The following is a 12,156-nucleotide window of genomic DNA, read 5'->3' on the forward strand; positions in this document are numbered from 1 at the left end:
TAAGGGGCGCTTCACGGGGAAATCGGTGATTCGCCCGATCGACGTCCAGGTGAGTCGTCGCAGGTCACACCCCCGGTCGAGCCCCGGCCGCCACCGGCGGGCGACAAGCGGCCGTCAGCGCTCGACGACCCGCATCTCGAACCACGTCGTCTTCCCCCGGGGCAGCAGATCGACCCCCCAGCGGTCGGCCAGCTTGTCGACGAGGAAGAGACCCCGGCCGCTGACGTCCATCTCCTGGACCGGCATCAGACAGGGCAGCCCCCGGGAGGGGTCGCGGACCTCGACGCGGATCCAGCCGCGGCGCCGGTGCAGCCGCAGCCCGAAGACACGGGCACCGGTGTGGCGTACGGCGTTGCCGACCAGTTCGGAGACGAGTAAGACCGCTTCCTCGGTGATCTTGGGGGTGAGCCCCCAGTGGCGCAGGACCACGACCTGGGTGAGCCGTCTGGCGGTGGCCGCGGACTCGGGGCGGGACGGCAGTGGAACCTCTGCCTCCGTCGGATTGCCGTACAACTCCAGCGCCTTGAGCGCCCGTTCGTCCTCGACGGTCGGTGACCAGCGCGCCGCGGCCGCATGTGCGTGTCCCCGCGGCTGTTCCATACCCTCCAGCCCCGCCATGCCCCCCATCATGGCCGCCCGGCGCGCCCGACGGGGCCGTTCCCGGGGAATAGACCCCCCGGAACGGGCCCGGAACCGGCAGTCGGACGGCATATGCCCAAGGCACTTCGGAGCCTCTCACGCCCGGTGTGACCTGCGAGAACGGCTCGTTCCGGGGCAAGCGGCGAAGTTCACCGCCCGAACACGCTTAAGGTTGCCTTAAGGCTGACATAAACCGCCCCTTCGAGGGACCCGGATCAGACGCCTCGTCAATTGCAAGCCCCTGGAGGGGGGGTCAGAGGAACTTCGCCTTGCCCGGTCCCTCCTCCACGAAGCTGCGCATGCCCCGCTCACGGTCCTCGGTGGCGAACAGGCCCGCGAACCAGTTGCGTTCGATGGTCAGGCCCGTCTCGATGTCGGTCTCCAGGCCGGCGTCGATCGCCTCCTTGGCGGCACGCAGGGCGAGCGCCGGGCCCTGTGCCAGCTTGGCGGCCCAGGCGTGCGCCTGCGTGTACACCTCGTCGGCGGGCACGACCCGGTCCACCAGGCCGATCTCCCGCGCCTCGTCGGCCTTCACCATCCGGCCGGTGAAGATCAGGTCCTTGGCCTTGGAGGGGCCGACCAGCCGGGCCAGGCGCTGGGTGCCGCCCGCGCCGGGGATCAGGCCGAGCAGGATCTCGGGCTGGCCGAGCTTGGCGTTCTCGCCGGCGATGCGGTAGTCCGCGCAGAGCGCGAGTTCGCAGCCGCCGCCGAGCGCGTAACCCGTGACGGCCGCGACGACCGGCTTGGGGATACGGGCCACCGCCGTGAAGGAGTCCTGCAGGGCGCGGGAGCGCAGGACCATCGCGGCGTGGTCCATCGCCTGCATCTCCTTGATGTCCGCGCCGGCCGCGAACACCTTCTCGCCGCCGTAGACCACCACGGCCCGCACATCGTCGCGGCGCGTGGCCTCCTCGGCGAGTTCCTTCAGCCGGTCCTGGGTGGCGATGTCCAGCGCGTTCATGGGCGGGCGGTCCAGGCGCAGGGTGCCGACGCCTTCAGCGACTTCGAGAGAGACGGTCATGGGAGCAGGTTAACGGCGACTAACGGCGAGGGCCCCGGTGCTGTCCGTCACACCGGGGCCCTGCCGTCGAATCAGCGTCGGCTCATCGTGAGCCGGGCGCTACTTCTTCCACTTCTCCCACGACATGTTCCAGCCGTTGAGCCCGTTGTCCGGGGCGACGATCCGGTCCTCGGAGTTCTTGACGACGACCACGTCGCCGATCATCGAGTGGTTGAAGAACCAGGCGGCCGGCACCTTCTTGTCCCAGCCGCCGCGCACGTCGCGCAGGCCGATGCAGCCGTGGCTGGCGTTGTACTCGCCGAAGGCGCCGCCCGCCCAGTAGTTGCCGTGCAGGAAGGTGCCGGAGGTGGTGAGGCGGATGGCGTGCGGGACGTCCTTGATGTCGTACTCCCCGCCGTAGCCGACGGTCTCGCCGTTCATGCGGGTCACCGGGAGCATCTCGCTGACGACCATCTGGCCGTTCCAGGTCTCCATGCCGGGCTTGCCGGTGGTGACGGGGATGGTCTTGAACAGCTTGCCGTCGCGCATGACCTTCATCGTGAGCTTCTTGGCGTCCACGACGGAGACCTGGTTGCGGCCGATGGTGAAGTCGACCGTCTTGTCCTGCTCGCCGTAGACGCCGGAGCGTCCCTCGACGCCGTCGAGGTTCAGGTCGACGGTCACCTTGGTGCCGGTCTTCCAGTACTTCTCGGGGCGGAAGTCGAGACGGTCGTTGCCGAACCAGTGGCCCTCGACGTCCACGGCCGGCTCCGTCTTGATGCGGATGGCCTTCTCGACGTCCTCCGGGTTGGTGATGCCCCGGTCGAAGCGGATGGAGAACGGCATCCCGACGCCGACCTTCGAGCCGTCCTCGGGAGTGAAGGTGCCGGTGAAGGTGTTCTCGGGCGTCAGCGTGGTGAAGCCCGCGTCCTCGGCGGCCGTGCGGCCCTCGGAGTCCTTCGCGACCGCGTGGACCGTGTACTTGGTGGCGGCGGCCAGATGGCTGGACGGCGTCCAGGTGGCGCCGTCGCCGGATATCTCGCCGTCGACCTTCTTGCCCTTGGCGTCCTTGACCTCGACCTCGGTCAGTTTGCCCTTGGCGGCCGTGACCTTCAGCTTCCCGCTGGTGTCGACGGACTTCGTGCCGTCCTTGGGGGTGATGCTCACCACGGCCTCGGACTGCTTGCTCTGCGCGGTGTCCGAGCCCTTGCCCGCGCCGCCGCCCCCTGCGGCACCGGCTCCGCTCTCCCCGCCGCCACACGCCGTGACGGCGAGGAGCACCCCGCCGAGTATCAGCGCGAGCAGTCCGTGCCTGCCCCCAACCGACGCCCCCGATATCGGTCGCCCGTTCAAGTCGTACTCCCCTCCCCGGGCCTGGTCAGGCCCACAACCCCTGCGCGTCCCCCGCGCCCCGGCGCATAGTAACCACAAGGCGCCGGGCACCGGCGGCCCGCGATTGTCACTGTTCCGTCCCAACAGCGCGGGGTCGATCCGCCCCCTGTCGGACTACTTCACCGCACTGCCCGCTTTCCATGCGTCCCAGCTCATGTTCCAGCCTCCGAGGCCGTTGTCGGGAGAGACCTCTTTGTCCTTGCTGTTGACGACTTCGACGACGTCCCCGATCAGGCTGCGGTCGAAGAACCAGCCGGCCGGGGTGGCGGCGCCGCCACCCTTCACATCGCGCAGTCCGATGCAGCCGTGGCTGACGTTGCTCCGCCCGAAGACGGTGTGGTCCGCCCAGTAGTTGCCGTGCAGGAAGGTGCCGGAGTCGGTCAGGCGCATGGCGTGCGGGACGTCCGGGATGTCGTACTCGCCCTTGCCGTCGCGCTTCTTGAAGCCGACCGTGGCGCCGTTCATCCGGGTGACGTCGAGCATCTCGGTCACCACCATCTTCCCGTTGTACGTGGTCGTCTCGGGGGCGCCGGCCGTGACCGGCACGGTGGCGAGGGTCTCGCCGTCGCGCCGGACCTCCATGGTGTGCCGGGCGGCGTCGACCACGGAGACCTGGCCGCGGCCGACGGTGAAGGAGAACGTCTTGTGCTGCAGGCCGTAGACCCCGGGCGCGCCCTCGACGTCGCGCAGGCGCAGGTCGACGGTGACCTGGGTGCCGGGTTTCCAGTAGTCCTCGGGGCGGAAGTCGAGGCGGCTCCGGCCGAACCAGTGCGGGCGGATCTCGACGGCCGGGCGGGAGGTGACCCGCACCGCGCGTTCGACGACGGCGCGGTCGGCGATCTCCCGGTTGAACTCCAGGGAGACGATCATGCCGGTGCCGACCGTGGCGCGGTTCTCCGGGGCGACGTAGCCGATGAAGCGTTCCTCGGGGACGTACGTGGTGAAGGTGGTGTGCCGGGCCGAGCGGTGGCCGTCGCCGTCCACGGCCACCGCGTCGACCGTGTACTCGGCGGCGAGCCCCAGGCGCTTCTCGTCGGGCTCCCAGGTCAGGCCGTCGGCGGAGACCCGCCCGGGCACCGGGGACTCCTGCGCGTCCTGGGACCGGGTGACCTTCACCGACTCCAGCCTGCCGTCGGGCACGCGCACCCGCAGCGTCCTCCCGGGGCGTACGCCCCTGCTGCCGTCCTCGGGCGAGACCTTGATGACGTCCTCGGGCGCCGGGGGCGCGCCGAACGCCCCCGCGATCCCGCCCGCGTCGTCCGAGGTACAGCCCGTGGCCCCGGCCAGCAGCCCTGCCCATGTCACTACGGCGGCCAGCGCGGCCCTCGCGCGCCGCGCGCGCCCTTGTACGTGCCTCACGGGGTACCCAACGACCGGCCGCGTCCCCGGGAAACGACCATGCCCGCCCCCGGGGAAACGTGAGTGCGACCCATGCTCTGGGCAGAACAGTGGGGAGGACGACGCGCAGGGGAGCCGCGGCCCGGGCCGCAGTACAGGTCCGCATCCCTCTGTCCCCGGTCGTTCCACGAGCCGCGGGAGGCTGACAGGTGTCCAGCGCAGCCGAGCAGGAGGCGGTGGCCGGCCATCAGGCCACCGGGAACGGGCGCCAGGCCGCCGCCGCGAACGGCGTACGGCGGCCCGCGCCGCCGCCCATGGTGTCCGCCTGGCCGGGTGCGGCGACGCCGCTGGGCGCCCGGTTCCGGGTCGGCCCGGACGGGGTGGCGGGGACCAACTTCGCGTTGTGGGCGGGCGGGGCGGAGGGGGTGGAGCTGTGCCTCTTCGACGAGGCGGGCAAGGAGTCGCGGGCCCGGCTGACCGAGCTGACCCACGAGATCTGGCACGGCTTCGTCCCCGGCGTGCTGCCCGGCCGGCGCTACGGCTACCGGGTGCACGGCCGCTGGGACCCGTGGACCGGAGCCCGCTGGAACCCGGCGAAGCTGCTGCTCGACCCGTACGCCCGCGCGGTGGACGGAGACTTCGGCCTGCCGCCGGAGGTGTACGGGCATGTGCGCGACTGGCCGCAGCAGCATGTCGCCGACACCGTGCGCGACGACCGGGACTCGGCGCCGTACGTCCCCAAGGGTGTCGTCGTCCACGATGACGACGACTGGTCCGACGACCGCCGCCCGAAGACGCCGTGGGCGGACTCGGTGATCTACGAGCTGCACGTCAAGGGCTTCACCGCGCTGCACCCGGGCATCCCCGAGGAGCTGCGCGGCACCTACGCCGGGCTCGCGCACCCGGCCGCGATCGAGCACCTGGTGAGGCTGGGCGTGACGGCGGTGGAGCTGCTGCCGGTGCACCAGTTCGCGCACGAGGACCATCTGCTGCGCAGAGGCCTCGGCAACTACTGGGGCTACAACTCCATCGGCTACTTCGCCCCGCACGCGGCCTACGCGGCCTCCGGGACGAGGGGTGAGCAGGTCGGCGAGTTCAAGCGCATGGTGCGCGCCCTGCACGCGGCCGGGATCGAGGTCATCCTCGACGTGGTCTACAACCACACGGCGGAGGCGGGCGAACTCGGCCCGACGCTGTCCCTGAAGGGCATCGACAACCGCGGCTACTACCGGCTCCAGAACGATCCGCGCCGCTACGCCGACTACACCGGCTGCGGCAACACCCTGCACGTGGTCCAGCCGCAGGTGCTGCGCCTGATCACGGACTCGCTGCGGTACTGGGTGACGGAGATGGGCGTGGACGGCTTCCGCTTCGACCTGGCGGCGGCGCTGGCCCGCTCGATGCACGACGTCGACATGCTCTCCCCGTTCCTCGCGGTCATCGCCCAGGACCCGGTGCTGCGCCGGGTGAAGCTGATCGCCGAGCCGTGGGACGTGGGGTCGGGCGGCTACCAGGTGGGGGCGTTCCCGCCGCTGTGGACGGAGTGGAACGACCGCTACCGCGACGCCGTACGGGACTTCTGGCGGCACGCGCTGCCCGACGTACGGGAGATGGGCTACCGGCTGTCGGGCTCCAGCGATCTGTACGCCTGGGGCGGGCGCCGGCCGTACGCGTCCGTCAACTTCGTGACGGCGCACGACGGCTTCACCCTGCGCGACCTGGTGAGTTACGAGCGCAAGCACAACGAGGCCAACGGCGAGGGCAATCGCGACGGCACGAACGACAACCGGGCCTGGAACTGCGGCGCCGAGGGCGAGACCGAGGACGAGGGGGTCAGGGCGCTGCGGCGCCGGCAGCTGCGGAACCTGCTGACCACGCTGCTGCTGTCGACGGGCGTGCCGATGCTGGTCGCGGGCGACGAACTGGGCCGCACCCAGCGCGGCAACAACAACGCCTACTGCCAGGACAACGAGATCAGCTGGGTGGACTGGGGGCTGCTGGAGGATCCCGGTTGGCATGCCCTGTTCGAGCTGACCTCCCGGCTGATCGCGCTGCGCCACCGGCACCCGGTGCTCCGCCGCCGGGCGTTCTTCTCGGGCCGGGCGCAGACCGCGGACGGGCTGCGCGACCTGGCCTGGTTCACGTCCCGGGGCACGGAGATGACGGAGCAGGACTGGTACGCGCCCGCCGCCACGCTGGGGATGTATCTGTCCGGCCGGGACATCCCGGGCCGGGACGAGCGCGGGGCGCAGATCCTCGACGACAGTTTCCTCGCCGTGCTGCACGCGGGCGAGGGACCGGTGAGTTTCGAACTGCCGGGGCCGCCCTGGGCGGAGCGGTACGAGGTCGTCGTCGACACGAGCCTGGAGGAGCAGGGGGAGGCACCGGGCGTGGAGCACCGGGCGGGGGCGGAGATCACGATGCCGGGGCGGGCGGTGCTGCTGCTGCGGGTGGCGGGCTGAGGCAGCGTTTCGCCCGGTAAGGCTGCCGCTTTGTTGCGGGGCGTTGCGGGTCCGTGAACTCGGCGGGGATCTTCTTGACCCCGTCGTCGGACCGCTGGCAGCGTCCCTGCTGAGCCGCGGCGCCTCCCTCCCCCTCCTGCTCGTCGACACCTCCAGGACTTCCGCATGCCCGAGATATCCCGTCGTGCCCTCGGTGCCCTCGTCGGTGGTGGTGCCGTGGGCGCCGTCGCCGGTACGGCCACCGGCGCCGAAGCCGTGCCCGCCGAGCGGCCGTTCCGGGCCCGCCCCGGTGCCGCCTCCGGCCGTCGCCCCAACGTCCTCGTCATCCTGGGCGACGACCTCGGCTGGGCCGACCTGTCCTCCTACGGCGCCCCGCACATCAGGACGCCGAACCTGGACCGGCTGGCCCGCCAGGGCGTGCGGTTCACCGACGCCTACTCCGGCTCCTCGACCTGCTCCCCGACCCGGTTCAGCCTCTACACCGGGCGCTATCCGGGCCGTACCAAAGGCGGGCTCGCCGAGCCGATGGCCGACCGTTCGCAGGGCCTGGACCCCCACCACCCCACCCTCGCCTCCCTGCTGAAGAAGGCGGGCTACGCCACCGCCCTCATCGGCAAGTGGCACTGCGGCTGGCTGCCCGACTTCAGCCCCACCAAGTCGGGCTGGGACGAGTTCTTCGGCAATCACGGGGGCGTGCTGGAGTACTTCTCCAAGCTCGGCCAGCTCGGCGACCACGACCTCTACGAGGGGGACGCCGAGTACAAGGATCTGCGGTACTACACGACGGTGCTGACCGAGCGGGCCGTCGAGTACGTCGGCCGGGACCATGACCGGCCCTGGTTGCTCAACCTCAACTTCACCACCCCGCACTGGCCCTGGCTCGCCGAGGGCGACGAGGAGACCGGTGCCGAGATCGCGGCGAAGATCCGGGCGGCGACGTCCCAGGCCGAGGTCAGCAAGGCCCTGAACCACTACGACGGCGGCTCGGTCGAGAAGTACACGCAGATGGTTCAGAGCCTGGACGCGGCCGTCGGCGAGGTGCTCGCCGCCCTGCGCCGCTCGGGCCAGGAGGAGAACACCGTCGTGCTGTTCGCCAGCGACAACGGCGGCGAACGCTGGTCGTATCTGTGGCCTCTCAGCGGCCAGAAGTTCTCCCTCCAGGAGGGCGGCATCCGGGTGCCCACGATCCTGCGCTGGCCCGCCCGGATCGACGGCCGCCAGGTCAGCCACGAGCCGAACTTCTCCCCCGACTGGACCGCGACCCTGCTGGAGCTGGCCGGTGCCCGGCCCGACCCGGCGTATCCGCTGGACGGCACGAGCCTCGCCGGCTACCTGCTGCGCGGCGAACGGCTGCCCGAGCGGGACCTGTTCTGGCGGACGCGCGGCAACCGGGCCCTGAGGCGCGGCGACTGGAAGTACTACCGGGACGCCAAGGGCACCGACCACCTGTACGACCTGGCCACCGACTCCCGCGAACAGGCCGACCTCGCCCCCGACGAGCCGGAGTTGCTCACCGAGCTGAAGGCGGCCTGGGAGCAGACCGCGGCGGGGCTGCTGCCGTACCCGGGCTAGCCGGGCCGGCTAGCCCAGGATGCCTCGCTCGTACGCCGTGGCCACCGCCGCCGCACGGTCCTTCACGCCCAGCTTGGCGTAGAGGTGCGTGAGGTGGGTCTTGACCGTGGCCTCGCTGACGAACAGTTCGCGGGCGATCTCGCGGTTGGAGGTGCCCTTGGCGACGAGGGCCAGGACCTCGCGCTCGCGGACGGAGAGGGTGTCGTTGCCGGGGGTGCGGGGCGTGCGGACCGCGGAGACCAGGCGGGAGGCCACGGCCGGGGAGAGGACGGTCCGGCCTTCCGCCGCCGCGCGGACCGCCGCGAACAGTTCGTCCCTCGGGGCGTCCTTCAGGAGGTAGCCCGTCGCGCCCGCCTCTATCGCGGGGAGGGTGTCGGAGTCGGTGTCGTACGTGGTGAGGACGAGGATCTTGGCGCGGGCGCCGGTGCGGGTCAGCTCGCGGATGGCGTCCACTCCCCCGCCGCCCGGCATGCGCAGGTCCATCAGGATCACGTCCGGGTCCAGGGCGGCGGCGAGCGCGACCGCCTCGACGCCGTTCGACGCCTCCCCCAGCACGCCGAAGCCCGGCGCGGACTCGAACATGCCGCGCAGGCCGTCCCGTACGACGGGGTGGTCGTCGACGACGAGCAGGGTGATCGCGGCGGCGTCAGTCATGGCGGACCAACGGTACGCGAGCGGAGACGGCCGTACCGTGGCCCGGCTCCGACTCGACGGTGAGGGACCCGGCGACGCGTTCGGCGCGGGCGCGCATACCGTCGAGGCCGAAGCCGCCGGCCCGGTCGCGTTCGGGGACGGTGAGCGGGTCGAAGCCGCGGCCGTCGTCACGGATGTCGAGGATGACCTCGTCACCGACGAAGGACAGGGTGACACCGACCCGGCCTGCGGCGGCGTGCCGGGCGGTGTTGGAGAGGGCCTCCTGGACGATCCGCAGGAGCGTGGCCGCGATCTCCTCGTGGAGTCGCTCGTCGGTGCCGGTGACCGTGAACTCGGCGCGCACTCCGGTCCGTTCGCCCCATTCGGCGACCGTCTTCTTCAGGGCTTCGGGCAGTCCGGCGTCGGCCAGTGCCACGGGGGCGAGGTTGTGCACGGAGCGGCGGGCCTCGCCGAGGCTGTGCCGGGCCAGGTCCGAGGCGCGTTCGAGGTGGGTGCGGGCCACGGCCAGGTCGGGGGCGTTCGCGACGACCTGGAGCTGGGCGATGATGCCGGTCAGCCCCTGGGCGATGGTGTCGTGGATCTCGGCGGCGAGCCTCCGGCGCTCGTCGGCGACGCCGGCCTCCCGGGCCTGCACCAGGAGCTGGGCGTGCAGGGCGGCGTTCTCGTCGAGGGCCTGCTGCAGGGCCGCGTTGGTGCGTTCCAGTTCGGTGATGCTGGCGGTCTGGATCCGGGTGCGTTCCTCCTCGCGCGCGGCGAGCTGCCCGAAGACGATCAGCAGCGCGATGTGGACGCAGAGCAGCGCGCCGAACACCGCCCAGTTCAGCGGCCCGTGCAGGGGCATGCCGCCGGACTGCGACCCCGCGATGGTCACCGCGGTCGCCAGCAGCCCGAGTCTGAGCGGGCGCCCCCGCAGCAGCCGGTCGGGGCCGACGAATCCGGCGGCGGCGTAGAAGGCGAAGAACGGGTTGAACCAGCTCAGCGCGAAGGCCAGCGCCCAGCGCACGAAGTAGTAGCAGGCGCCCGGCACCGACGGGGCCAGGGGCCGGCCGCGGGACCAGCGCCCCCACCAGACTTGGAGGGCCACGGCGGCGCCGACCAGGACGACGGTGGCGTACCGCTCCCGCCCGGTCATGCCGACCGCGTCGACCGTGGCCACGCAGAGCACGGTGCCCGCCGCGAGCATCCCGTACGGCCCCCAGCGGAAGTACGCCGCCCACCGCTGCTCCACACCCGCCACGTCCGTCATGCCCACAGTGTCGGCCACGGCCGTGTCCCCTCCCCGGGCGCCGGTCATTCCCAGCGGAACCAGCGCGCGGCCGACGCCGAGAGCACCGCGGTCCAGGCGGCGAGGACGGCCAGATGGCCCCAGCCCGGCCAGTCGCCCGCTGCGGCCTGGTCCAGGGCCCGTGCGGCGGCGCCGAAGGGGGTGCACTGGACGATGCGGCCCAGCAGGTCCGGCATGGCCTGCACGGGCACCCAGACCCCGGCGCAGAACATCATCGGGAAGAACACGGCCGTCCCGATCGCGGTCGCGATCTTCGTCGTGCGGGCCCGTGCCGAGATCACCGCGCCCAGCGAGATGGCGGCGAGCACGGCGAGGAGCAGCGCGAGCAGGTACCCGACGGGCTGTTCGGGCAGCGTCACGTCCCAGGCGAGCCGTCCGACGAGGAGTGTGAGCAGCGCGGAGGCCAGGGCCGCCACGCCGTTCACCAGCATCTGGGCGGCCAGCAGGGCCGAGGGCCGGACGGGAGTGGTGGAGAGCCGGCGCAGGATGCCGTTCTCGCGGTAGCCGGTGAGGGTGGGCGGCATCGCCTGCACTCCGGCCATGATGAGGGCGACCAGGACGCAGACGGGCACGTAGACGTCGACGATCCGCAGCCCGCCGAGCCCGTCCTGCGCCTCGCGGAACGACGGCACGGAACCGAGGACGCCCAGCAGCAGGGCCGGGAACAGCAGGATCCAGAAGAGGCTGCCCGGCTCGCGCCGGAAGAGCCGGAACTCGCTGCGCAGCACAGCGGGGTTGATGAGGGCCGTGCTCATGCGGAGGCCTCCGTGAGGTCCAGGAACGCGTCGTCCAGCGTGGCGTCGGTGACGCGGAGTTGGCGGGCGGTGATGTGGTGGCGGGCGAGCAGCGACAGCACGGCGTTGACCGTGTCGTCCGTGCCGGACAGCGTGATCCGGCCGTCCTTGTTCTCGACGGCGACCAGGGCGGGGAGCGTGTTCAGCTCACGGTCGTCCAGGGGCGTGGACGGGGTGAAGCTGATGACGGTGGCGCCCGCCGAGCGGCGGATCAGCCCGGAGGGGGTGTCGAGGGCGGCGACCCGGCCCTTGTCGATCACGGCGATCCGGTCGCAGAGCCGCTGTGCCTCCTCCATGAAGTGCGTGACGAGCAGGACCGTGACGCCCCCGGCGCGGACGTCCTCGATGAGCTGCCAGGTGGCGCGGCGGGCGCGTGGGTCGAGGCCGGTGGTGAGCTCGTCCAGGACGACGACCCGGGGGTCGCCGATCAGGGCGAGCGCGATGAACAGGCGCTGCTTCTGACCGCCCGACAGCTTGGCGAAGCGGGTGGTCAGCTTCTCCTCCAGGCCGAGGCGTTCGGCCAGCGGGCGCCAGTCGACGGGGCGCGGATAGAACGCGCTGTAGAGCTCCAGCGCCTCTCGGACGGTGAGTTTGGGCTGGAGCCGGCTCTCCTGGAGCTGGGCGCCCAGGACCTGGGCGACGCGCTCGTGGTCGGCGACCGGGTCGAGGCCGGTGACGCGGACCCGGCCGGAGTCGGGGACACGCAGGCCCTCGACGCACTCCACGGTGGTGGTCTTGCCGGCGCCGTTCGGGCCGAGGATCCCGAAGATCTCGCCCTCCTCGACGGCGAAGGAGACGCCGTCCACGGCCGGGCGGCCGGCATAGGCCTTGCGCAGATCGGTGACTTCGATGACGGACATGGACCGAGGGTCCCGGTGCGGCGGGTCCGCGCACATCGCCCGTCGCGCTCGAACGGGCATCAGCCGATCGGCTGATGCCCGCCCTACGACCCCCCGAACACCCAGGTCGTAGGACCAAGGACCGAGCCGGACTCGGGGAAAACTCGGTGGGCAGTGTCAG

Annotated in this window: 10 protein-coding genes; 2 read left to right on the plus strand and 8 right to left on the minus strand. The window is 71.8% G+C overall.

What is annotated here, in order from left to right; all coding sequences use genetic code 11:
* Window positions 1–114 precede the first annotated feature (114 nt).
* From KJK29_RS10420 to KJK29_RS10435, 4 genes are all read right to left on the minus strand, one after another.
* Window positions 115–618, minus strand: coding sequence for an ATP-binding protein (locus KJK29_RS10420; RefSeq protein WP_215118427.1), 504 nt, complete (start codon window positions 616–618; stop codon window positions 115–117).
* 274 nt (window positions 619–892) lie between these two features.
* Window positions 893–1,660, minus strand: a complete 768-nt coding sequence (locus tag KJK29_RS10425) for an enoyl-CoA hydratase/isomerase family protein (RefSeq protein WP_215118428.1) — start codon at window positions 1,658–1,660, stop codon at window positions 893–895.
* Window positions 1,661–1,759: 99 nt separating this feature from the next.
* Complete coding sequence (locus KJK29_RS10430; protein ID WP_215118429.1) at window positions 1,760–2,992, minus strand: L,D-transpeptidase; 1,233 nt, start codon at window positions 2,990–2,992, stop codon at window positions 1,760–1,762.
* Between the two features lie 153 nt (window positions 2,993–3,145).
* Window positions 3,146–4,390, minus strand: coding sequence for a L,D-transpeptidase (locus tag KJK29_RS10435; RefSeq protein ID WP_215118430.1), 1,245 nt, complete (start codon window positions 4,388–4,390; stop codon window positions 3,146–3,148).
* Between the two features lie 188 nt (window positions 4,391–4,578).
* Here KJK29_RS10435 and glgX point away from each other — a divergent pair, with 188 nt between their 5' ends.
* Together glgX and KJK29_RS10445 are read left to right on the plus strand one after the other, a co-directional pair.
* Window positions 4,579–6,831, plus strand: a complete 2,253-nt coding sequence (gene glgX / locus KJK29_RS10440) for a glycogen debranching protein GlgX (protein ID WP_215118431.1) — start codon at window positions 4,579–4,581, stop codon at window positions 6,829–6,831.
* Between the two features lie 165 nt (window positions 6,832–6,996).
* Window positions 6,997–8,403, plus strand: a complete 1,407-nt coding sequence (locus KJK29_RS10445; RefSeq protein WP_215118432.1) for a sulfatase family protein — start codon at window positions 6,997–6,999, stop codon at window positions 8,401–8,403.
* Window positions 8,404–8,412: 9 nt separating this feature from the next.
* Here KJK29_RS10445 and KJK29_RS10450 read toward each other — a convergent pair whose 3' ends face one another.
* From KJK29_RS10450 to KJK29_RS10465, 4 genes are read right to left on the minus strand one after another with little or no spacing between them, the layout of a single operon-like run.
* Window positions 8,413–9,057 (minus strand): response regulator, encoded by a 645-nt coding sequence (locus tag KJK29_RS10450; RefSeq protein WP_215118433.1) that lies wholly within the window; start codon window positions 9,055–9,057, stop codon window positions 8,413–8,415.
* Window positions 9,050–10,303 carry a sensor histidine kinase gene (locus KJK29_RS10455; protein ID WP_251058089.1) on the minus strand — a complete coding sequence of 418 codons (1,254 nt, stop codon included), beginning with the start codon at window positions 10,301–10,303 and terminating at the stop codon, window positions 9,050–9,052. Before KJK29_RS10455 ends, KJK29_RS10450 begins: the two co-directional genes overlap by 8 nt.
* 44 nt (window positions 10,304–10,347) lie before the next feature.
* A complete protein-coding gene (locus KJK29_RS10460; protein ID WP_215118435.1) occupies window positions 10,348–11,097 on the minus strand; it encodes an ABC transporter permease in 750 nt (249 codons plus the stop codon).
* Window positions 11,094–11,996, minus strand: a complete 903-nt coding sequence (locus KJK29_RS10465) for an ABC transporter ATP-binding protein (RefSeq protein ID WP_215118436.1) — start codon at window positions 11,994–11,996, stop codon at window positions 11,094–11,096. Before KJK29_RS10465 ends, KJK29_RS10460 begins: the two co-directional genes overlap by 4 nt.
* Window positions 11,997–12,156 lie beyond the last annotated feature (160 nt).

Origin of the sequence: Streptomyces koelreuteriae, assembly GCF_018604545.1 — a bacterium.
GTDB classification, from domain to species: domain Bacteria; phylum Actinomycetota; class Actinomycetes; order Streptomycetales; family Streptomycetaceae; genus Streptomyces; species Streptomyces koelreuteriae.

Bases quoted from the DNA above. Each gene is read 5' to 3' on its own strand.
- KJK29_RS10420 (WP_215118427.1), bottom strand. From the start codon at position 618: ATGGCGGGGCTGGAGGGTATGGAACAGCCGCGGGGACACGCACATGCG.
- KJK29_RS10425 (WP_215118428.1), bottom strand. From the start codon at position 1,660: ATGACCGTCTCTCTCGAAGTCGCTGAAGGCGTCGGCACCCTGCGCCTG.
- KJK29_RS10445 (WP_215118432.1), top strand. From the start codon at position 6,997: ATGCCCGAGATATCCCGTCGTGCCCTCGGTGCCCTCGTCGGTGGTGGT.
- KJK29_RS10450 (WP_215118433.1), bottom strand. From the start codon at position 9,057: ATGACTGACGCCGCCGCGATCACCCTGCTCGTCGTCGACGACCACCCC.
- KJK29_RS10455 (WP_251058089.1), bottom strand. From the start codon at position 10,303: ATGACGGACGTGGCGGGTGTGGAGCAGCGGTGGGCGGCGTACTTCCGC.
- KJK29_RS10460 (WP_215118435.1), bottom strand. From the start codon at position 11,097: ATGAGCACGGCCCTCATCAACCCCGCTGTGCTGCGCAGCGAGTTCCGG.
- KJK29_RS10465 (WP_215118436.1), bottom strand. From the start codon at position 11,996: ATGTCCGTCATCGAAGTCACCGATCTGCGCAAGGCCTATGCCGGCCGC.